21 protein-coding genes are annotated in these 21,407 nt (G+C 41.1%); 3 read left to right on the forward strand and 18 right to left on the reverse strand.

Annotation, left to right across the window (positions count from 1 at the left end; all coding sequences use genetic code 11):
• Positions 1-11 precede the first annotated feature (11 nt).
• From DWW33_RS07095 to DWW33_RS07110, 4 genes are all read right to left on the reverse strand, one after another.
• Positions 12-794: a DUF4097 family beta strand repeat-containing protein gene (locus DWW33_RS07095; RefSeq protein WP_118639166.1), complete on the reverse strand. Its 783-nt coding sequence runs from the start codon at positions 792-794 to the stop codon at positions 12-14.
• Positions 791-1,483 (reverse strand): DUF1700 domain-containing protein, encoded by a 693-nt coding sequence (locus DWW33_RS07100; RefSeq protein ID WP_158577464.1) that lies wholly within the window; start codon positions 1,481-1,483, stop codon positions 791-793. The genes DWW33_RS07095 and DWW33_RS07100 overlap by 4 nt, the downstream gene beginning before the upstream one ends.
• The gene (locus DWW33_RS07105; RefSeq protein ID WP_022244385.1) at positions 1,480-1,803 is read right to left on the reverse strand and encodes a PadR family transcriptional regulator; all 324 of its coding nucleotides are present in this window, start codon (positions 1,801-1,803) and stop codon (positions 1,480-1,482) included. The genes DWW33_RS07100 and DWW33_RS07105 overlap by 4 nt, the downstream gene beginning before the upstream one ends.
• Before the next feature lie 276 nt (positions 1,804-2,079).
• On the reverse strand, positions 2,080-2,721 hold the full coding sequence (locus DWW33_RS07110) for an HAD family hydrolase (RefSeq protein ID WP_117698828.1): 642 nt from the start codon (positions 2,719-2,721) through the stop codon (positions 2,080-2,082).
• Between the two features lie 128 nt (positions 2,722-2,849).
• Here DWW33_RS07110 and DWW33_RS07115 point away from each other — a divergent pair, with 128 nt between their 5' ends.
• Positions 2,850-3,089 carry a hypothetical protein gene (locus DWW33_RS07115; protein WP_022244383.1) on the forward strand — a complete coding sequence of 80 codons (240 nt, stop codon included), beginning with the start codon at positions 2,850-2,852 and terminating at the stop codon, positions 3,087-3,089.
• A 1-nt stretch (position 3,090) separates the two neighbouring features.
• The gene (locus DWW33_RS07120; RefSeq protein WP_117698829.1) at positions 3,091-4,341 is read left to right on the forward strand and encodes an HlyC/CorC family transporter; all 1,251 of its coding nucleotides are present in this window, start codon (positions 3,091-3,093) and stop codon (positions 4,339-4,341) included.
• 32 nt (positions 4,342-4,373) lie between these two features.
• On the opposite strand, the gene DWW33_RS07125 is transcribed toward DWW33_RS07120, so the two are convergent.
• The 9 genes from DWW33_RS07125 to DWW33_RS15835 all read right to left on the reverse strand — a co-directional run bounded on the left by DWW33_RS07125 (position 4,374) and on the right by DWW33_RS15835 (position 12,142).
• A complete protein-coding gene (locus DWW33_RS07125; protein WP_118639168.1) occupies positions 4,374-5,153 on the reverse strand; it encodes a hypothetical protein in 780 nt (259 codons plus the stop codon).
• Between the two features lie 77 nt (positions 5,154-5,230).
• On the reverse strand, positions 5,231-7,897 hold the full coding sequence (locus tag DWW33_RS07130; RefSeq protein ID WP_147404706.1) for an InlB B-repeat-containing protein: 2,667 nt from the start codon (positions 7,895-7,897) through the stop codon (positions 5,231-5,233).
• Positions 7,898-7,907: 10 nt separating this feature from the next.
• Positions 7,908-8,543, reverse strand: coding sequence for a hypothetical protein (locus DWW33_RS07135; RefSeq protein ID WP_117841827.1), 636 nt, complete (start codon positions 8,541-8,543; stop codon positions 7,908-7,910).
• Positions 8,540-8,983, reverse strand: a complete 444-nt coding sequence (locus DWW33_RS07140) for a hypothetical protein (RefSeq protein WP_118639170.1) — start codon at positions 8,981-8,983, stop codon at positions 8,540-8,542. The genes DWW33_RS07135 and DWW33_RS07140 overlap by 4 nt, the downstream gene beginning before the upstream one ends.
• A gap of 5 nt (positions 8,984-8,988) precedes the next feature.
• A complete protein-coding gene (locus DWW33_RS15660; RefSeq protein ID WP_156454680.1) occupies positions 8,989-9,132 on the reverse strand; it encodes a hypothetical protein in 144 nt (47 codons plus the stop codon).
• Positions 9,133-9,248: 116 nt separating this feature from the next.
• Positions 9,249-9,623: a hypothetical protein gene (locus tag DWW33_RS07145; protein WP_022244376.1), complete on the reverse strand. Its 375-nt coding sequence runs from the start codon at positions 9,621-9,623 to the stop codon at positions 9,249-9,251.
• A gap of 8 nt (positions 9,624-9,631) precedes the next feature.
• A complete protein-coding gene (locus DWW33_RS07150; RefSeq protein WP_118639171.1) occupies positions 9,632-10,894 on the reverse strand; it encodes a hypothetical protein in 1,263 nt (420 codons plus the stop codon).
• Complete coding sequence (locus tag DWW33_RS07155; protein WP_330408398.1) at positions 10,881-11,963, reverse strand: ATPase, T2SS/T4P/T4SS family; 1,083 nt, start codon at positions 11,961-11,963, stop codon at positions 10,881-10,883. Before DWW33_RS07155 ends, DWW33_RS07150 begins: the two co-directional genes overlap by 14 nt.
• Positions 11,964-11,974: 11 nt before the next feature.
• Positions 11,975-12,142 carry a hypothetical protein gene (locus DWW33_RS15835; RefSeq protein WP_022244373.1) on the reverse strand — a complete coding sequence of 56 codons (168 nt, stop codon included), beginning with the start codon at positions 12,140-12,142 and terminating at the stop codon, positions 11,975-11,977.
• Positions 12,143-12,375: 233 nt separating this feature from the next.
• Here DWW33_RS15835 and DWW33_RS07160 point away from each other — a divergent pair, with 233 nt between their 5' ends.
• Positions 12,376-13,248 (forward strand): DegV family protein, encoded by an 873-nt coding sequence (locus DWW33_RS07160; protein ID WP_022244372.1) that lies wholly within the window; start codon positions 12,376-12,378, stop codon positions 13,246-13,248.
• Positions 13,249-13,531: 283 nt separating this feature from the next.
• On the opposite strand, the gene aspS is transcribed toward DWW33_RS07160, so the two are convergent.
• The 5 genes from aspS to DWW33_RS07185 all read right to left on the reverse strand — a co-directional run bounded on the left by aspS (position 13,532) and on the right by DWW33_RS07185 (position 21,311).
• Positions 13,532-15,355, reverse strand: a complete 1,824-nt coding sequence (aspS, locus tag DWW33_RS07165; protein WP_117699154.1) for an aspartate--tRNA ligase — start codon at positions 15,353-15,355, stop codon at positions 13,532-13,534.
• 64 nt (positions 15,356-15,419) lie between these two features.
• Positions 15,420-16,676, reverse strand: coding sequence for a histidine--tRNA ligase (gene hisS / locus DWW33_RS07170; RefSeq protein ID WP_118639172.1), 1,257 nt, complete (start codon positions 16,674-16,676; stop codon positions 15,420-15,422).
• A 108-nt stretch (positions 16,677-16,784) separates the two neighbouring features.
• Positions 16,785-18,278 (reverse strand): coproporphyrinogen dehydrogenase HemZ, encoded by a 1,494-nt coding sequence (gene hemZ, locus DWW33_RS07175; protein WP_118639173.1) that lies wholly within the window; start codon positions 18,276-18,278, stop codon positions 16,785-16,787.
• 9 nt (positions 18,279-18,287) lie between these two features.
• Positions 18,288-18,920, reverse strand: coding sequence for an MBL fold metallo-hydrolase (locus DWW33_RS07180; protein WP_118087965.1), 633 nt, complete (start codon positions 18,918-18,920; stop codon positions 18,288-18,290).
• A 75-nt stretch (positions 18,921-18,995) separates the two neighbouring features.
• Complete coding sequence (locus DWW33_RS07185) at positions 18,996-21,311, reverse strand: RelA/SpoT family protein (RefSeq protein ID WP_118639174.1); 2,316 nt, start codon at positions 21,309-21,311, stop codon at positions 18,996-18,998.
• Between the last annotated feature and the right edge of the window lie 96 nt (positions 21,312-21,407).

Below are 21,407 nucleotides of genomic sequence, written 5' to 3' on the forward strand. Positions count from 1 at the left end.
AAGCGTGTTTCTCATCGTTTTTCAAAAATCACATCAATATTTCCCACATCACAACTTACATCCATATCATAATCTGCGTCATTGTCGATTTCTTTTTCTCTGCCAAGTCCGGAAACGGAAATATCTCCTACTTTTATAGAACCAACATCACAGCTTAAACTATAATTGTAATCCTGCTGCTCTCCGGTTAATTTCAATTCCATATTTCCCACATTACAATTGGCGTCTAAATCACCTTTTACTTCACCGACAAAATCAAGATTTCCGGCATCCACATCCAAGCTTGCATATGCTGTCGTCAACAGTCCTTCTTTTATATCAATATTTCCTGCTCCGACTTCAACTGAAAGTTCCTCTAACTCAAGCTGTTCCGGCACTTCAATAACCACCTGTAAACGATGCACTCCATCGCCCCAATATGCTGCATGGAAGTTTTCGCTGATTATTAAAGTTCCATCTTCCAATGCAGTCTCTACCTCAGCATTTTTAGAAGTTGTTATTACCTTAATCTCTTTGCCTTTTCCTTTGACTACTTTCAACATTCCTGCATCCATATCGATATCAAGTGATTTCACATCTTCCGGTTCAAATGCAGTCTCTTCTGTACTGGCTGTTCCTTTATCCTGTCCTTCCCAGTCAGTTATATCCCAATGAAATGCAAATTTATTATTTTGCACTGCTTCTACAAATTCCCGCATGGTTCCACCGGTTGCAATTCCAATTCCTAATACCACGCAGCCTAAAAGAAAACAGCCTAATGCAATACCAAAAATAATTTTTAATGCTTTTTTCATGCGCAAGCGCCCCCTTTCTTCTTAAATAATGACTGCCATAAGTTTGCAATTCCTTTTGCCAACCATGGGAGAAACTTTCCACATACCAAAACCAGAAGTCCGGCTGCGCATAATCCGATTGCAAGCATCAGAAGTCCGGCTGCCATAGAAATAAGACCTAGGGAAATTGTGCCTGTTACCAGAATTGTAATTGCTACACCTGCTACCGCTATTCCGCCGATTACACAGCCGACTGCAATTCCAAATAGTCCTCCGATAATTCCTGCTAACGTTCCACCAATTGCTACTAAAATACCGCCCCAGATTGGTGAAGTAATCACCAGCAGGATTATAAGCAGAATATTTCTTGTGGTATTGTCTTCCCTCTGGATCGTTCCGTTATAATTCTGCTGCCCCATATTCTGGCTTGCACCGTTATAATTCTGCTGTCCCATACTCTGGCTTGCACCGTTATAATTCTGCTGATTACCGGAAGATGCTGTCTCACTATTATTGCATCCTGGGAAATCTGCCCGGATGGTTGCTGCCACTTTTTCCGGTGATTCTAATTCCCGGATTATCTTCTCTTCATTTTCTTCTCCTGCATCTTCAAAGTAACTGGTATAGTATGCAATTGCTTCCCGTTTTTCCTCTTCCGGAATTCCTTCTAATAACTGCTCCAGCCTTCTCATAAACTCCTGTCTGTTCATATCTTCTCCTCTCCGGAAAATAATTCTGTTATTTTCGAAGAATAATTTTCCCATTCCTTTCGATAATATGTTAATCTTTCATTTCCATTTCCAGTTATCTTATAATACCTTCGGTTTCTGCCCCCACATTCTCTGTCATATACTTCCAGACAACCGTCCTTCTGCAATCTTCGCAGCACCGGATACAGCGTTGATTCTGACACTTCAATGGCTTTCCGCACATCCTGTGTAATCTTATAGCCATAAGTACCTTCCTCATCCTTTGATACTACAGCCAAAACAATTGCATCCAGAAGTGCCGCACCTGTATTAAATACCATGCAATCACTCCCTCCAGATTTTCATAAATATAATATTATTCTTTATGCATTACTATTTTATATTCAATACTATATATCGTATAGTATTGTTTGTCAACTACGAAAAATACGCTTTTCGAATTTCTCGAGTTATCGCGGTGCTCGCCAAATCTGCATGCAAGCATGCGATTTTTCTAGCTACTTGCGTAAACTAAAAAAGCCTGGCTTCGTTCTTTTCAACCAAAACCAGACTCTCTTTTCACTTATTCAATTTGCTCTTCCTGTTTTCTATTTTAATTATTTTCCGGCAAATACTTTCTCTACCACTTCCGGAAGCTGTGACAAATTTTCAATTTCCGGTACTTCATCATCAATTGTGCCAAATCCATATGCTGCATGGATAAAAGCGACTCCTGCCTTTTTGCTGGATTCGTAATCGCTCTGGATATCTCCCACATACACTGCATCGGTAAGTGCATTCCGGGATACTACCAGGGCTATATTATCTTCTTTCTGTTTTTCATTATTTCCATAGCATTCTATATCCGAAATATATTTTCCTAAGTTATAATAAGAAAGAAAAGCCTCGATATATCCGCTCTGACAATTGCTTACGATATAAAGTTCATATTTTTCCTTCAGCTTTGCAAAGGTTTCTTCCACACCCGGATATAACACCGCACCATGCCCGGACAGATATTCATTTTCATATTCGCCACATTTATCTAAAAGTTCCATCCGCTCTTTTTCCGGCATATCCGGGAAAAATTTTGCTGCAATAACATCCATTGTTTTTCCCATGATTCCACGAAAATCCTCTACAGTCAGAGGTGTACGGTTCACTTTTTCCTGTTTTAATATTTCATTCCAGGATTCTGCCACACCGACTGTAGAATCCCACAGAGTTCCATCCATATCAAAAATTATTCCCTGCTTCATTTTTCTTTCCTTCTTCTATTTTTCTGTTTTCTATTAGTTTTCTATTAGTTTTTGAATTTTTTGTTCAATTTTATTCCTACATGGTGTATAATACCATTATTATTAAAAAAATTGCAAGGAGATTTCTTATGAGTCAGGAAAAAGTTGACCGTTATAAAGAACAAAAGAAAAATCGTAAAAAAATAATGAAACAGGAGAAATGCAAGCGTTATCTGGGTTATACCGCTACCGTTGTTGTCATTGCACTTATCATAGGCTGGGCAGGCTTCTCCATTTATAAAAATCATGAAGCAAATAAACCGGTATCCTATACAGAGGTAGATTTAAGTGCTCTTACGGATTACTATTCCAATCTGCAGGTGGACTAATTTGAGTGGAACAGATATCATCCAATTAGTAAGTCTTGTCATACTGATTCTTTTATCAGCATTCTTTTCTTCTGCTGAAACCGCCCTTGTAACCGTTAACCGGATTAAGATGCGGACCTTGGCAGATGAAGGAAATGTAAGGGCAAAGCGCGTGCTTGCTATCACGGATCATTCATCTAAGATGTTAAGCGCTATTTTAATCGGGAATAATATTGTAAACTTATCCGCCTCTGCTATTTCTACAGCACTTGCCATCCGCATTTTCGGAAGTGTTGCTGCCGGAATATCAACTGGAATTTTAACTGTTTTGATTCTGATTTTCGGTGAAATCACTCCAAAAACAATTGCTACCATACATTCCGAAAAACTGGCATTGGCGTACTCCGGAGTTGTCAGCTTTCTTATGAAGGTTCTTACTCCTGTCATCTTTATTATTAATATGCTTTCCCATGGCTTCTTAAAGCTCCTGCATATTAATCCTGATGCCAAGAAGCAGACCATGACAGAAGCCGAGCTTCGTACTATCGTAAATGTCAGTCACGAATCCGGTGTTATTGAGAATGAAGAACGCAATATGATTAATAATGTGTTCGATTTAACTGATTCTGAAGCAAAAGAAATTATGGTTCCCCGCATAGATATGACTTTCGTAGATGTCAATGCCAGCTACGAAAAATTATTAGAGATTTTCCGGGAAGCCAAATATACAAGATTACCGGTATATGAAGATACCACGGACAATGTCATTGGTATTTTAAATGTAAAGGATTTATTGCTCTATGATGACCGGACGAATTTTTCCATCCGCTCTATTATGCGGGAACCGTTCTTTACATATGAGCATAAGAATACTGCTGAATTATTAAAAGAAATGCAGGCTTCTTCCCTCAACATTGCTATCGTATTAGATGAATATGGTGCAACTGCCGGTCTTGTTACTTTAGAGGATTTATTAGAGGAAATTGTAGGCGAAATTCATGACGAATATGATGCCAATGAAGAAGCTGATATTACTGCTTTAAGTGAAAAAGAATACCTGGTCAATGGTTCCATGAACCTTTATGATATGTGCGAAAAACTGGGGATTCATTTAGAGTCAGAAGATTATGATTCCATTGGCGGCTATATCTTAGAACATTTAGACCATCTTCCGGACGAGGGAGAATCCATTACCACAGAAAATGGAATCCTGCTCCGGGTTGAAAAAATGGATAAGAACAGAATCGAAAAGGTATATCTGAAAACTCCTTAGGGAGTTTTCGATATACCTTTCTTTTTCTATCATCAGTCATCTGCATACGGAATATGATAACTGAATTTACTTAATCTTACATGATATGCACCATCATAATTTCCCACAAAAGTTGTACTTACCAGTCTGGTATAATGTAATTCATACAGCTCATTGTCCACTCTTACTGCATCTGCAATATCATAATCCATCGGCCAGTAATATCCCATAGTTCCATCATCAAAACTCATCACTGTCCAAAGCGGATACGGGCATGGATTTGCTGGTTTTGTTTCCTCTGCCGGCTGTTCTGTCGGTGTCGTTGCCGGAGTTTCTGACGGTGTATCTGATGGTGCTGCCGGAGTTTCCGACGGTGTCTCTGATGGTGCTGCCGGAGTTTCCGATGGTGCATCTGATGGTGCTGCTGGAATTCCACCGACAGGTTCCTGTCCCCCGGATGTCGTTGCGTTTTTCTGAGCTGAAGGGGCCGGCCCTCCTGCAGTTGATGCCGGCTCTGTTGGTTCCTTTCCCGGTGTCACTTCCTGTGTTCCCTTTTTATCGGTTTTCTCATTCTTTCCCTCGGATTCATCCGGCACTTCCTGCTTTGCCAACAGAACCTCTTCTTTCTTCTGCTGAAATACCTCCTGCAATGCTTCCGTCTTACATACCACAACTCCTGTTGCAGTATGCTCCTCTGCTTCGTGGAATTTTCCTATGGATGTTTTGTTTAAAACATGATTACTGCTCTTCTGTACGAAAAATGTACCACCAACTACAGCTGCCACTGTAAGCAGACAGCCTGATAAAATCAATATTTTTTTCTTTGGATTCAATTTTTCATAACTCCTTTCACTTTTCTCCAACTATACCATAAGTCATTTTTATTGTGCAACCAATTTCTTCTTTCTTTCTAAATTTCGGCATATTCACCGATACAATGGATAAATTTGTTCCGAAAACGCTCTATTTCCGTCATTTTCCCAGTATTATGCTGCAATTCATATTCTTTCATCTCATTCATCTGTTGATGTGATAAATTCCAGACTTCTAAAGCCGTATTCCTTTGCAATGCCTCTTCTAACTGTCTGTAATTTTCTTCTCTCCTCCAAATAGAATCCTGTGTTATGGTATCAAGATATTTTTCACTGATAAATCGAAACGTTTTTCCTTTGTCCTCCACCTGTTGCGAAGTAGTATCCACCAGATAAACGGTAACCTGTTTTCTGCTGACATTGCCAACTGCATCTTTTGCATAATAAGTAATCGTGGTGGTTCCTTCATGCGCAAAGTTCTTCCACTCTTCTTCCGTATAATCTTCCACGCAAAAAACAGTATTCTTCTCTTCATCTACTCCGCTCTCTAAGATACCTTCCGGATTATCTTCTGAGCTGTTTTCTCTGTCCTTTGCACATGCCTGCTGCAAAAGTATTTCCTCTGTAATCCTGCCGCTTCTTGCATCCGTCAAACTATAATACTGATCTTTTGCCTCAATAACAGGACTCTCATCCCACTGTGCATATAATCTCTGTTCCCCTGCATGGCAAAAAACATCTTCTTCCCCGATAAGTTCTTTTTCCTGCCATATTACATCCGGCTTTTTATCTTCCTCTTTGTCCTGTTCTGTATCCGGCTCTGTGCTCCATCCTAAGAAAAGGAAGTTCTCCCGCACGGCGTCTGGCATTTCTCCATAGGGTGTCCCATAATATCGGCTCTCCTGCTTTGTCTCTTCTCCATCGATCAGGCCTCCATTTCCAACAAAAATGATTGGAAAACAATAGCAAAAATCCGTATCTGCTGTTGCATAGCCATCCAGACCATCATATGCATAAATTGAAATCAGATGCCTTCCATATTCATTCTTATGTTTTACAGCAGAGGTATAATAACGGTAATTATAGTTTTGCCCCTCTATAAAATAGTCCCCTTTTTCTCCTAATTCTGACATCTGCCATTCTGCCGTCAAATCATCCTGACCCTGGTTTTCACTCCACACCGCAAAAGCAATCTTTTTAATTCCATCTCCGCCATCCCGCACAAAGACATATGTATAGAATCCATCCGTTCCATTCTGAATCGATATCGTCCGCTCTATAACCGGTGGCTTTGATTTCTTCCAGATGGCATAAAAGGTCTGATTCTCCGTTACCACTACCTTATCTCCTGAATTATATACCGGCTCTTTAGCATCTTTCCTGTCTGCCCAGCCGGCAAACGCATACCCACTGCGCTTTGCGGATGGAAGTATTACTTCTGCATCCTTCCATTGTGCCTTTAATAGAACCTCTCCCTTATGCTTTGAAGATAAATTTAATACCTGTGCCTTATCTTCGTATACAGAAAGTTCCGATAACGCTTCCGGCACACCGATTGTGCCTATTCCCTCTCTATGCTCATTATATCCATGATTTATCCAATGTAATAAATATGACTCACGCCGGCTGCCAAATGCCTGTTTTAAATCTTCCCCTCCATATTTCATATAATCCGTCAATCGAAAATATGGACTGGATATTCTTCGTTCCCTGCCCTGTATCACATACTGATAGAAATGTTTTACTAATGCTGCCTTATTAAACCCGAAACTTTCCAGTAAATCCTGATTTGCTTTTGCATAACAGGGGGCATCAAATGCATACCACGGAAATTCTATTCCGTTATAATAAAAACTGTTATGATCTTCCCACCCGGCAAAGGTGCTTTCCGCGGTAAGTTTCTCTGCCTCAGATGTTCCACCATTTCCATCCAAGGTTACTGTATACTCTTTCTTATACTGATTCTGCTGTAATTGAATCTGTTTTCCATACAGCACATCCGGTTGAGAAGCAACAGTTCCGCTGGTAGCCCCATTTCCATCATAATGAATGGTATAACGATTTTCGAGATAATTTACTTCGATATTATCATTATGCCATGCGCCATCATCTCCCCAGGGTGTCATTCCACATCCGTTGGTGTCCACCACAAAACTACAGGTTTCCTCTTCCATACTCTCAAAGTATGTCTGATAGCAGTTGCTGGTAGACACTCCTTCAAAATGATGCCCCAGCTCCGGCAGACGAAACGTAACCGGAAGATGATATTCCCTTGCTCCTATTTCAGAAGTTGCATTATCATGTCTGGTATAATATTCCCTATCTTCTAATGTAATGCCAAGCTCGTCTCCCCCAATCAGATACATTTTATAATAGATTCGATAATTAATCCCATTGGAATGACGTTCCCCTATATTACAGTCAATCCGGTAACGAGCTGTTCTTCCACCTGCATTGTCACGAACTATCAATATGAAATACCCGGAAGTTTCCGGATACCAGGTCTGGGCACTTCCGTAAACAGATGAAGTCAATTCATCCGGCATTTCTTCCAACTGCTTGGTTTCTTCTGTTTCTAATACTTCTGTTTCTAATACTTCTGCTTCTAATACTTCTGCTTCTAATACTTCTGCTTTTTCAGATTCTGCCACCTCAGTTTCTTCTACCGTTTCCGCACTTATCATCTGAATACTGCACGGACTCATAAAAAGAATCATGCATCCGCAAAGGAAACGGCATACTCCCTTTCGCACCTTCTTTTTCATGCTTACCCCCCTATTCAAATACTGCATAATATGTCTGATTTTCTTCTACACACTGTGTAAAATCCGCGAGATAATCCTTGCTGTCCCGCCACTCTAAAAACTTCTTTTTCAAATCATCACAAACCGGTTCTGCCGGAGAGGTACAGTAATCCCCCTTTTGTATTTCCAGCTTCTTATAATAAGATTTTCCCTGTTCCATTTCTTCCCTGGAGCGATAAAAGATTACCGTCTGCATTGCCACTTCTTTTTCCCCTTTCTCCGTTTCTTCTCCATTCCCATCGTCATCTGTAAGAATTGTACGGCAGCACTGTATGCTGCCCTCTTTCCCGCCCGGATACGAAAAATACTCTTCCACTTCCACAGAAAGTAATCCTTTTTCTGCATCTGCTGCAATCATCCGAACAGTTAATTCTGAATCGGAATTCATCTGCGGAACCAGATTTCGAATCAGTAATGTCCTCATATCTTCGGAAGTATAATCTCTGTCTGCATCCGCCTGTACCATCTGCAATGTTGTTTCCATTGCTTCGGTAAGACTCTGTTCTAATTCTTCTTTTCGCACATTCTTATGCTGCATGGTCAGCAGCATCACTACAAAAAGTATGACAATGCCACCGGACAATACCCCAAATACCATATGTTTCATATACCGCCTCCATTTACCGGAATCCGGAAACGGGAAACCGTCCGCTTTTCATATGCATCTTCTGCCCGCACCTCTATTTCATAGATTCCTGCCTTTTCATAAATATCTTCTACTGTTTTTCCTGCCTGATTTCTGATATCAGTTATCTCAATCTTAAGTTCCTTTCCATCTGCATCCACTGCGTGAAACAGTTCTGATAACGCTATCTTATCTGCAATCGTTAAGATGCGATGATCTTCATAGATAATCACCGGAACCTGACGGCTATGAATATCTTTTAACATTTTTCCGTCCATATTATTTCCAACATCTGCACCGGCTGCCGGACGTTCCATCCCACTTCCAATTATGCGAAATCCCCATAAGCATAATATCAGTAACATTGCCGCCACTAATACGGTAATTACTGTCTGTCCATATTCTTTCCATAATGTTTTCATTTGTTTTACCCCAATGCCCCCTGTGCCCTGCTTATCATTTCATAAAGATAACCTCCCTGTGAAAACAGTCCAAATAAAATTCCTGTCATAACAATGACTGCCAGAACCGCTATCACAAGTCCACCATATTCTTCCATAAAAAAATGCATTTTTATCCCCTTACCGGACATAACCAAGCAAATACCACAACACTCCGATACAACCACTTCCAAGTACTGCATAGATGATTGCCTGTCCATAATCCTCCATAATTTTTCTCATAAATCTACCTTCCAAATCCCCGGATACTATGCTCCGTTTTACTGTGAAATGGTCCCATCCGGTATGCGTAATGCAATATCACTTCCGCCATGGTTACCTCCTTTTCCACGGGCGGCACATTTCCATTTTCACATACAGTTACAGCTCCGGAATCCTCATATAAATTAACCTGCAGCTGATAGCCCAGTTCATCAGCCTGCTTTATACAGGCATTTATTACTTCCCGGTTATAATTGCTGTTTTCCAGTTCCACTACCACATCCGATTTAAAATTTCTTGCCTGACAAATCTGCGCTTCTGCTGCAACAATACCTATTCCAACTGTTGACAGCAACATCATCAGAAATATTCCAAGATATGTTTTTATTACCTGTTCCATCTAATCCCCTATCTATGTACGCTTGCTAAAAATACCACCAGAAATGCCGTCATATCAATCATCATTTTTCCTGCTCCAGTCAATGCCGGGGCTAAAAACAATGCATATAATCCAGCCAGTGAATCCTGATTTTGTTCTCTTTCTGCCTTATCTAAAAGTTCCTGATTCCGTTTTAAAATCTGACTTAACTGCTTTTCACTGTTTCCATATCCGCCGTTGGATAATGCATACAACATCCGCATAGCAGAATGCACATCCGGTAAATCATAATCTTTTAAAAAATTAAGATATGGTTCCAGACTCTCCGGATTCTGTGAAAGTTCTTCCAGCATATCATCCACTGCCGTTCTTAGAACCTCCGGTGTCTGCGGCCGGATACGATAGAATGCCACCTGCACATTTTCAGTCTGAAGCAATAAAGAAATGTCCATTAACCACTGCGGAAATTCCTTTTCTATTTTCTTTCTCAGATACTTCCGGTAGAAATTACTGCGCACTCCTTTATGGGACTGCACATAACGATATTTCTTTTCATCCCCTTCTCCATAAGATTCCCTTTCCTTCAACCAGTTGCGACAGGTACGCTTCATTGCCCGGAAGCAAATCAGCATATCCAGGGACAGAAAAAGAATTGATGCAATCTGGCAAACCAAAAGTTGCGATAATTCAATATCTTTTGGCAGCAAATGATTCGTTATTGCACATACCAGAATGGATAAACCCACCGCTAAGAATACATTTCTTCGATATTTCTTACAGTCCTGCTGATGCAGTCTGACCCGTTCCATCCACTTCTGCAAATCCTCTAAAAGCAATTCCACCGTTGTCTCGTATGCTCCGCCATACTGTTCTACCATCAGAAAATACGCATGAATCTCTTTCATTCTGCGATTCTCATACTGCTGCTCAATCGCATCTAACTCTTCTTTCATATTGCTGTCATATTCTTTTCGTAAATGAAAGATGGCAGTTTCTATCTGTTTCCGCATGGCCCCCGGTTCAAACAATATACAAACTGTCTCCAGTGCAGATAAGATTTTCGGATTCTGCAAAAATGCATACAGCATCTGCTCCATATACAATTCTGCTTCCTGCAGACGGGTCTGTTGCTTCTTTTCTTCCTTCAACACTTTATCCATACGCCACATAACAAGAACAAATACAATACTGCAGCAGATATATCCCTGCCACTTAAGCTGTAATAAAAATGCTGCCAGCAGCAATAATCCATAACAACCTCCATAGGCAACGAAACGCTCATTCTTTTTCATATTCTTCTCCTTCCAGACGATGTTGTATCATCGGATTATCAAATGGCTCGGAAATTCCATGCCGCTTCATACGCGCAATCAGCCCTTTTGGAAGTTCTCTCACCATAAGATTGCCATCCACCACCTGCATATGTATTTCATTTCTTCCTTCTTCTCTTACAAAGAAGCAGACCTGATCTATATAACGGTACAATTTTCCTTCTGCACTCATTTTCTTCCGCAGCAGAATTCCAACATCAACATAGCTGTATACATCATTTTCCATGCGGTCTGCATCCATACGGCTCTCCATCATATTCAAAATACGGTCCGGAATTTTACGCACATCATCCGTATGAAGCGTGGTAAATCCACGGATTCCGGTAGACCAGCATTCCAGTAAAGACTTTACTTCCGTAGAACGTGCCTCCGATAACATAATCCATGATGGGTTCTGTCTGAGACATGTCTTAATGGCTTTGGTATAATCAAAATCCGGATTAATTCGCAGTTCCACACAATCTTTTCCGGGATTAATCTGACTGTAATGCCATTCTGGATTATCCTCTATCGTAATGACACGCTCTCCTGCCGGAATAAACTGCGAAAAAAATTTTGCACATTCTGTCTTTCCCGCCCCCGGTTCTCCGCAAAAGACAAAATTCATTTTTGCAGCCACACAATTGGTCAGCAATTCCAGTACCGGAACAGCTACATACTCATCCTCCACCATCCTTTTTACCTGCATACGCAACATTGGCATTGACTTACGGATACAGATACTCCTGCCGGATATGGCAACAGATTCATGCACAATACTGATACGCAGCGTGTTGGTCTCCGCCTCCAACAAATTATTTTTCTTGTTAAAAGGCTTGCTCACTTCATTGGCAATCCGATGGGAAAACTGCTCTACAAACTTCTCTGTAATGCCATGACTTCGAATCAGATAGCGTTCATTTTCTACATCTGTAATCCACAACTGGTTTCCGTTATAGTCAATATCTGTAATCTTATCATTCCGGACATAACGCCAAAGGGGGCCAAAATAATCCGGCTCCATCCGGATACCCAGTTCCTGTCTGTCCAAGTCATCCCCTCCTATGGTGTTCCGATGTTATTTCCAAAGTTATCAATTAAGTTCTTAAATGCATCATAAACGGGGCCACTGGTTCCATTTCCCATAATTGCTGTCACAAGTGCTGCTAATGCTGCAATCGCAACTACTGTTATAATTACCCCACCATACTGTTCAAAAATTTCTTTCAAATAAGAAAACCCCTTTCCATACTGAATTTCGTTTCACTGTTTGGAATATTTGGGAGGAAACTCCCGGATAAAAAAAGATAAATAAGATGGCTCTAATCATACCTGCTTTTTCTTTTTTTGTAAATATATTTTTTCATTTTTATAAAAATTTTACATTTTCATTTTTCATTATGCTATAATAAAAAAGGTATGATTTTATGCCACAATTTTATATAAGAACTACAGGAGGACACATGAATAAATTTATTATCACCACCGACACTACCGCAGATTTGCCGGCAGATTATGTAGCAGAACATAATCTTGGCATGCTGTCACTCACTTATACTATAGACGGCAAAACCTATGACTGGGAACATCCAATGGATGTCAAAGAATTCTATGCAAAGATGCGCGCCGGCTCTCTGCCTACCACCTCTCAGGTCAACCCGGAAACTGCCCGCGAAATCTTTACAAAAATTGCCACGGAAAATGACTGTGATATTCTTCACATTGCCTTTTCCAGCGGACTCAGCGGCAGCTACTCCAGTACAAAAATTGCTGCAAGTGAAATGGAAGAAGATAATTTTCCACATAAAGTCGTTGTCGTAGACTCTCTCTGTGCTTCCATGGGAGAGGGACTTCTGGTTCACAAAGCTGTCCAGATGAAAGAAAATGGTGCCACTTTAGAAGAAACCGTAAAATGGCTGGAGGAAAATAAACTACATCTGGTACATAACTTTACGGTAGATGATTTGTTCCACCTTCACAGAGGCGGACGTGTTTCTAAAACCGCTGCAGTTCTTGGTACCATGATTAACTTAAAGCCGGTGCTTCATGTAGATGATGAAGGTCATCTTATTATGGTTTCCAAGGTTCGTGGACGTAAAAAATCCCTGATTACCCTGGTTGACAATATGGAAAAGCAGATGGGCTCCTACCGTGACCAGAATGATATCGTATTTATCAGCCATGGTGATGCTTTAGAAGATGCACAGTTTGTTGCAAATCTTGTAAAAGAACGTTTTGGCATCGACAGCTTCTTAATCAATTATGTCGGTTCAACCATCGGTGCACATTCCGGTCCTGGAACGATTGCATTGTTCTATATGGGTGAATATCGATAAAACACCGGCAGATACGAAGCGGTCAAAGTCAGCTTCTTACGGATGTCTGGCAAAATATCTGACAACTACGAGAAACACGCTTTGCGAGTTTCTCGAGTTATCGCGGTGCTCGCCAAAATCTGCTGAGAAAAGAAATTCGCTCAGGCAAGCCTGGCTCTTTCTTTTCTCTCAGATTTTTTCTCGCTACTCGCGTAAATCAAAAAAGAGTTATTGTACCACGGTTTAAAATTCTGTGATATAATAACTCTTTTATTTATGTGAGAAACATGCTTTATCTGTTTCTTTATTTTTCTGCAGCTTCTTCTGCTTCTTTTTCTTCTACTTCTTTCTCATCCACTTTGATGCACAGTTCCTCTAACTGCTTCTCATCTACGATATCCGGGGCATTGGACATAAGGTCGGATGCATCCTTTACTTTCGGGAATGCGATGACATCACGGATGGAATCTGCATGTACCATATGCATAACCAGACGGTCAAGACCATAAGCCAGTCCTGCGTGTGGTGGTACACCATAGGAGAATGCATCCAGAAGGAATCCAAACTGCTCATGTGCTCTCTCTTTTGTAAAGCCAAGAACCTCAAACATTTTCTCCTGAATATCACTCTGGTGGATACGGACAGAACCACCGCCTAACTCGGTACCATTTAATACGATGTCATATGCTTTGGCACGTACTGCACCTGGATCTGTATCAATCTTATCCCAGTCCTCTTCCATTGGCATGGTAAACGGATGATGCATTGCCATATAACGATTCTCTTCGTCTGACCACTCTAACAATGGGAACTCTGTAATCCAGAGGAAATTATACTGGTTCGGGTCTAAGAGGTCTAATTCTTTGGCAATTTCAAGACGAAGTGCACCTAATACATTCCATACGATTTTATTCTTATCTGCTGCAAATAAAAGCAGGTCTCCCGGCTTTCCGTCCATTGCTGCTACCAGATTCTTCAATTCCTCTTCTGTCATGAATTTTGCAAAGGATGATTTATAGCTGCCATCTTCCTGTACAGAAAGATAAGCAAGTCCTTTTGCTCCATAGCCTTTTGCAAACTCTACCAGCTTGTCAATCTTCTTTCTTGGCATTGCGCCCTGTCCTTCTGCATTGATACCACGGACAGAACCGCCCTGCTCTAACGCACTGGTAAATACACCAAAACCGCAATCTTTTACAATATCAGATACATCCTTTAATTCCATTCCAAAACGGGTATCCGGCTTATCAGAACCAAAACGATCCATTGCTTCCTGCCAAGGCATTCTCTTAAGTGGAAGTTCTACATCTACACCGATGGCTTCTTTGAAAATGTATTTTAACAGACGCTCATTGACATCTAATACATCATCAATATCTACAAAAGAAAGCTCCATATCTGCCTGGGTAAATTCCGGCTGACGGTCTGCACGTAAATCCTCATCACGGAAACATTTTGCAATCTGGAAATAACGGTCATATCCGGATGCCATCAGAAGCTGTTTGAAAAGCTGTGGTGACTGCGGCAATGCATAAAAGCTACCCGGATGTATACGGCTTGGCACCAGATAATCTCTTGCACCTTCCGGTGTAGACTTACAAAGAACCGGTGTCTCAATCTCTAAGAAACCTTCTTTTGCCATAAAATCACGCATCAGATATGCTACTTTACTACGCAGCATCAGGTTACGCTGGATATCCGGTCTACGTAAATCAAGATAACGATATTTTAAACGAATCTCATCTTTCGTCTGGCTGTTCTCTTCAATCTGAAATGGCGGTGTCTGTGATTCTGAAAGAATACGGATACTCTCAGCAATTACCTCAATATCACCGGTCTTTAAATTCTCATTAACTGCTGCAGAACGCTTCTGCACGGTTCCTTCGACTGCAATAACAAACTCGCTACGCAGTGTTCCTGCTTTGGCAAAGCCTTCGCTTCCTACCTTTGGCTCGTCGAATACAAGCTGCAGAATTCCGGAACGGTCTCTTAAATCTATGAATATAAGACTTCCTAAATTTCTTCTTTTCTGTACCCAGCCCATGACGGTAACTTTTTCTCCAATATTGGCATTGGATACTTCTGTACATCTATGGGTTCTGTGTAATCCCTGCATGGATTCTGACATTTTTTTATCCTCCTAAAAATTTTATCAAAATCATTCCATTTTCTGCTTCTTGCAGAAAAACAGACTATCTGTTAAAAAACTCTACAAATTCTTCATAACCCTCTGCCGTAAGCTTCTCCTTCTGGAACTTCTTGTTCTTATTCATACGAACCACTAATACCTGGGTTCCTTCGGAACGTTCCTTCTGAGCCTGTGCAATTACCTCCTGCAGCTTATCTGCCGGATATCCCTTTTCGATGAGATATGCCTTCTTCGCTGCCTGTCCCGGAATCTTAAATCCGCTCTCTAAGAGCAGAAGAATGATTCTTTCAAAACCAATGGAAAATCCGCAAGCCGGTACATCATTTCCGGTAAATCTTCCAACCATCTTATCATAACGTCCGCCGCCACCGCAGCTTCCGCCAAACTCTGGCATTGCAATTTCAAAAATAGTTCCTGTATAATAACCCATACCACGCACTAAAGTCGGATCAAATACCATTTTAAAATCTGCTGCCTTGGTAGCTTCTACGCTGTCGATAATCTCTGTCAGGTTCTGCTTTACTTCTTCCTCTAAGAATCCTGCTTCAATTAATGTATCACATAAGGTAACCAGTCCGTTTTCGGTACCTTCTGCTTTTTCAAATAAGGATAAGTACTTATCGACTGCTTCTTCTGCAAAGCCTTCTTTTTTCAGTTCTTCTGCGACTCCATCCAGCCCAATCTTGTCCATCTTGTCTAAGATGATAAATACAAGGTCGTAGCTTTCTTCCGGGAATCCACTGTAAGCTGCCATTGCTTTTAAAATACGGCGTTCATTAATCCGAATTTCAAAATTCTTAAATCCGATTTTTCCAAGCGTTGTTGTTGTCGCAAGAATCAACTCTATCTCTGCCAGATTAGACGGCTCACCCAGAATATCAATATCACACTGCATAAACTGGCGGTAACGGCCTCTCTGCGGACGGTCTGCACGCCATACATTTCCCATCTGTAATGCTTTAAACGGAGATGGCAGCTGGTTACTGTTATTGGAATAAAATCTTACCAATGGAACGGTAAGGTCGTAACGCATACCAAAATCCACTACATCTTCTTCTTTTTCTGCTGTCTCTAAGTTCAGCTTTTCACCACGTTTTAATACTTTGAAAATGAGTTTTTCATTTTCTCCACCCTGTTTGCTGGTGAGGTTTGCAATATTCTCCATACAAGGAGTTTCAATTGGTGTAAATCCAAAACTCCGGTAGGTCTCTTTGATTACATTCTGCACATAATCACGAATCTGCATCTCCTCCGGTAAAATATCCTTCATGCCTGTAACCGGCTTCTTACTCAATGCCATGAAATTTCCTCCATTTTCCGAGATAAGCATTTTATCTATTTTTCTTATTATATATTTGTATTCATACAGAACTATTATATTTTTCGTGTTCTGATATGTCAACCGCTTTTATTCCTTTGTAAAGAGCCGGCTCTTCCGTTCAATCATCTCATCAATCCTTGTGATATACTGTGCCACATCCTTGACATTCTCGGCACGTTCAATCCGGTGTGTGCCATCGGGATTTGGCTGTACCCAGACACGTTTCGTGGATGCACCAGCACCACAGGCTACAATACTCTGTTTCTCTTCCATAATAAGAACATTGTATACACCGGCTTTTCCCGGTGCTGCATAGCCTACGTTTTCAAAATTGCCTGCCATATTCTTCTGGCGGTATAAATAATATGGAGAAAGGCCCATTTCTTCTGCTACTTTGGAAGTCAGTGCAATATGGTCTGCGGTATTGACAATTTCAAAATCCTGATAACGCTCTCTTTGTATATTCAGCCTTGCTGCACGCTTGATGGCAAGTGAGTGAACCGTCAGATTATCCGGTGCTAACTTCCGGATTACTTCCATGGTATCTGCTACATCTGAAAGACTCTCTCCCGGAAGTCCTACGATTAAATCCATATTGATATTATCAAATCCAAGTTCTCTTGCCAGATAAAAGCTGTCTATTGTCTGCTGCACGGTATGATGCCGTCCAATCAGATCCAGTGTCTCCTGTTTCATGGTCTGTGGATTAATGGAAATTCTGCTGATATCATGATTGCGAAGCACCATAAGCTTCTCTTTTGTAATACTGTCCGGTCTTCCGGCTTCCACTGTAAATTCCACTAAATCAGATAAATCAAAACTACATTTAATTTTTCGAATCAATCTGTCTAACTGTTTCGGATTTAATGTGGTCGGTGTTCCACCACCGATATAAATGCTGTTTAATTTCTTATGTGCAAATTTGACCGCTGTATAATCCAGTTCCTTTTCCAGTGCATCCAGATATTCATCCATACGATTCTTCCAGGCTGCCAGGGAATAGGACGTAAAAGAACAGTAAAGACATGTGGTCGGACAGAATGGAATTCCAATATAAAGGCTGTAGCCTTCTTCGTAGTCTAATTTGTGTAAAAGTTCCAACTCCCGCTCTGCAATTTCAATACTGAGCTTTATCTTCTCATCGGAGGTAAAATACGTTTCCTTCATATAGCGGGCAATTTCTTCCTCGCTCTTACCCTCTTCTAAAAGTGCCATCGGAATCTTGGTCGGGCGGATACCGGTAAGATTTCCCCACGGAAGTTCCACTCCGGTATATTCTGACAGCAGCTGATACAGCGTCCGTTTCAGGCTGTTCTTTGTCTCCTTGCGGTTTGTATCATCTACTGCTACTCGTTTTGTAATTCCGGTCTGATTTTCATTTTCTTCTGAAGGCTCTACCTTTTTCCAGGAAAAAATGATTTCTTCCGGTGCAAACTGTACATCCATGTGATAATGTACCGGCTCTTCTTTTTTCTCCTTATCCTTCGTGGAAACATATACCTCTTCCTTCGGATAAAATGCCTTTACCAGCGAATGGATATCATATTCAAATTCTGCTTTATCTAATAATACTGTTATCATGGTTCGTCCTTATAAATACGGATTATGCATCCGCTCATAGCCTATTAAAGTGCTTTCGTCATGTCCGGTATACACGGTCACATCATCCGGCAGCGGCATCAGTTTTTCTCTGATTGCCCGGATTAAATCCGATGCACTTCCTCTTGGGAAATCGGTTCTTCCCACAGATTCCTGAAACAGCGTATCTCCGCTGAAAAGAATCTTCTCATCTGCAATATAATAGCAGCATCCGCCAATGGTATGCCCCGGTGTAAAAAATACACGGATGGAAAATCCTGCAAGATTTAATACTTCTTCGTCTTTTACGAAAACATCTGCACGATAGACCTTATGCTCTCCTATCATCCCGCAAAGGTTAAGTCCCGGGTCTTCCAAGGTCTCCCTCTCTGCCTCATGGGCATAAATGGAAATCTGGTATTTATCTGCAAGCTCTTCTGCTGCTCCTGCATGGTCAAAATGTCCATGGGTCAGAAGGATTGCCACCGGTTTTGCTCCGGTTTTCTCAATCTGCTTTTCAATCAACTGTGCCTGGTCTCCCGGGTCTACCACAAGAAGTTCTCCTGTCTTATGATTTACCAGAAGATAGCAGTTGGTGCAGACTGGTCCCACAATATATCGTAATACTTCTGTCTGTTCTGTCATAATTTTCCTCTTCTATAATAATAACTGACTTTGACTTTTTTTCATAAATCAGCAATTTATTTTGCTAATGCTCTATCAGCCGGTAGTACGTTCAATATCAATCACGCTCTCTACCTGACGGATTTTTTCTATTAAGCTGCTCAATTCCTCTTTGCCTTTGGTATTAAAGGAAATAGAAATGGTCGCAACACCCTGTTTGCTGGTCTTGGAATTAATGGAACTGATATCAATTTCCCGTTCGGTGAAAATTCTGGTAATATCTACTAAAAGTCCGGTACGGTTATTACCAAATATTTTAATCTCAGCAAGATAAAGTCCATTGTCACCATGCTCTGCACCCTGCTGCCACTCTGCATCAATCAGACGCACTTTTTCCAGCTCGGAAAGGTTCATGATATTAATGCAATCGGTACGATGAATAGATACACCACGGCCTCTTGTGACAAATCCTACAATTTCATCTCCCGGCACCGGGCTGCAGCATTTGGAAAAATGCACTGCCACATCATAAAGTCCTTTTACAATGATACCACTCTTGGATTTCTGTGGAACTGCCTTATCCTTATTCTCGGAAGGCACATTGTTCAATACATCCTCATCGGTAAGCTGGATTGGGTGGTCTTTCCGGTACTCCTCCAGCATCTTATTCACGACCTGACCTTCTTTCAGTCCGCCGTGTCCTAAGGTTGCCAGTGCGGAATCCCAGTCATGGAATCCATATTTCCGCATAACCTTACTCTGATATTCCGGTTTGTTAATATCCGTAAGATTAATGGATTTTGCCTTACAATACTGGGCAATCAGTTCCTTGCCCTTCACGATATTTTCTTCTTTTAACTCACTCCGGAACCACTGGTTAATCTTATTTTTCGCCTGTGTACTCTTAACAATATTTAACCAGTCACGGCTCGGTCCCTTGGAATTCTGGGACGTGATAATCTCAATACGGTCACCGTTCTGAATCTCGTAATCAATTGGAACTAATTTACCATTTACCTTGGCTCCAATCATCTTATTTCCAACTGCCGAGTGGATACTGTACGCAAAGTCTACCGGTGTGGAACCCGTTGGCAGATTCTTGACATCTCCGGACGGAGTAAAGCAGAATACGGTATCGGAAAAGAGGTTCAAATCACTCTTTAACAGGCTCATGAACTCTTTATTATCTGACATGTCTTTCTGCCATTCCAAAATCTGGCGCAGCCAGCTTAACTTCTCTTCCTCTGATTTGGTGGTAGCCACTGTGCCGCCGTTATTGGCAGCTTCCTTATATTTCCAGTGGGCAGCGATACCATATTCTGCGGTACGATGCATCTCAAAGGTACGAATCTGAATCTCAAACGGCTGTCCGGTCGGTCCAATCAGTGTGGTGTGGAGGGACTGATACATATTCGGCTTTGGCATAGCGATATAATCTTTAAAACGTCCCGGGATTGGTTTATACATCTCATGGATGACACCCAGTGCTGCATAGCAGTCCTTGACATTATCCACGATAATTCTTATGGCAAATAAATCATAAATCTGGTCTAAGGTCTTATGCTGATTGACCATTTTCTTATAAATGGAAAAGAAATGCTTTGCTCTTCCGTCAATCTGTGCCTTGATTCCTGCATTTTCAATATGTTTACTCACTTCTTTTACAAGGCTCTGCACATAATCATCACGGACACTCTTACGAAGTGCAACCTTTTCTACCAGATCATAATATGCTTCCGGCTCCAGATACTTTAAGGAAAGGTCATCTAATTCGATTTTAATTTTAGAAATACCAAGACGCTGTGCAATCGGCGCATAGATGTCCATGGTCTCTCTTGCTTTTTCCTTCTGCTTCTCCGGCGTCATATATTTTAACGTACGCATATTGTGCAGCCGGTCTGCCAGCTTGATTAAGATAACACGGATATCCTTTGCCATGGCAAGGAACATTTTTCTTAAGTTTTCTGCCTGAACCTCGACTTTATCCGCATCATAAGATAACTGACCCAGCTTCGTAACGCCATCCACCAAAAGGGCAATCTCTTCTGAAAACTCCGAAGCAATTTCCTCTACTGTCATGACGGTATCCTCTACGACATCATGAAGCAGTCCGGCTACGATAGTCTCTTTATCCAGCTCCAGTTCCGCTAAAATAATTGCCACACACAACGGATGAATGATATATGCTTCACCGGATTTTCGTACCTGTCCCTTATGTGCCGTATCCGCTGTCTTATATGCCTTTTCAATCAAAGAAATATCTGTCGACGGGTGATATTTCTTCACGCTGGCAATCAGCTCCTGATACAGGCTCTCCGGACTGACGAATTCCTGCATGGTCTTTATGTTGTCATCCTTAGACACCACTTCATTTTCTAATTCTTCTAATTCTTCTGTTGTAATATCTGCCATAATTCACACCAACTTTTTTGCGTTTTATCCCACTTTTAACTATGATTTTTCATTATAATAAAAAATATATAAAAATGCAATCTTTTATACTTGCCA

Origin of the sequence: Roseburia sp. AF15-21, assembly GCF_003479505.1 — a bacterium.
Lineage (GTDB): Bacteria > Bacillota > Clostridia > Lachnospirales > Lachnospiraceae > Roseburia_C > Roseburia_C amylophila.

Excerpts from the sequence above, each read along its gene's own strand:
- DWW33_RS07095 (WP_118639166.1), bottom strand. The coding sequence starts at position 794 with ATGAAAAAAGCATTAAAAATTATTTTTGGTATTGCATTAGGCTGTTTT.
- DWW33_RS07100 (WP_158577464.1), bottom strand. The coding sequence starts at position 1,483 with ATGAACAGACAGGAGTTTATGAGAAGGCTGGAGCAGTTATTAGAAGGA.
- DWW33_RS07105 (WP_022244385.1), bottom strand. The coding sequence starts at position 1,803 with ATGGTATTTAATACAGGTGCGGCACTTCTGGATGCAATTGTTTTGGCT.
- DWW33_RS07110 (WP_117698828.1), bottom strand. The coding sequence starts at position 2,721 with ATGAAGCAGGGAATAATTTTTGATATGGATGGAACTCTGTGGGATTCT.
- DWW33_RS07115 (WP_022244383.1), top strand. The coding sequence starts at position 2,850 with ATGAGTCAGGAAAAAGTTGACCGTTATAAAGAACAAAAGAAAAATCGT.
- DWW33_RS07130 (WP_147404706.1), bottom strand. The coding sequence starts at position 7,897 with ATGAAAAAGAAGGTGCGAAAGGGAGTATGCCGTTTCCTTTGCGGATGC.
- DWW33_RS07135 (WP_117841827.1), bottom strand. The coding sequence starts at position 8,543 with ATGAAACATATGGTATTTGGGGTATTGTCCGGTGGCATTGTCATACTT.
- DWW33_RS07140 (WP_118639170.1), bottom strand. The coding sequence starts at position 8,983 with ATGAAAACATTATGGAAAGAATATGGACAGACAGTAATTACCGTATTA.
- DWW33_RS15660 (WP_156454680.1), bottom strand. The coding sequence starts at position 9,132 with ATGCATTTTTTTATGGAAGAATATGGTGGACTTGTGATAGCGGTTCTG.
- DWW33_RS07145 (WP_022244376.1), bottom strand. The coding sequence starts at position 9,623 with ATGGAACAGGTAATAAAAACATATCTTGGAATATTTCTGATGATGTTG.
- DWW33_RS07150 (WP_118639171.1), bottom strand. The coding sequence starts at position 10,894 with ATGAAAAAGAATGAGCGTTTCGTTGCCTATGGAGGTTGTTATGGATTA.
- DWW33_RS07160 (WP_022244372.1), top strand. The coding sequence starts at position 12,376 with ATGAATAAATTTATTATCACCACCGACACTACCGCAGATTTGCCGGCA.
- aspS (WP_117699154.1), bottom strand. The coding sequence starts at position 15,355 with ATGTCAGAATCCATGCAGGGATTACACAGAACCCATAGATGTACAGAA.
- hisS (WP_118639172.1), bottom strand. The coding sequence starts at position 16,676 with ATGGCATTGAGTAAGAAGCCGGTTACAGGCATGAAGGATATTTTACCG.
- hemZ (WP_118639173.1), bottom strand. The coding sequence starts at position 18,278 with ATGATAACAGTATTATTAGATAAAGCAGAATTTGAATATGATATCCAT.
- DWW33_RS07180 (WP_118087965.1), bottom strand. The coding sequence starts at position 18,920 with ATGACAGAACAGACAGAAGTATTACGATATATTGTGGGACCAGTCTGC.
- DWW33_RS07185 (WP_118639174.1), bottom strand. The coding sequence starts at position 21,311 with ATGGCAGATATTACAACAGAAGAATTAGAAGAATTAGAAAATGAAGTG.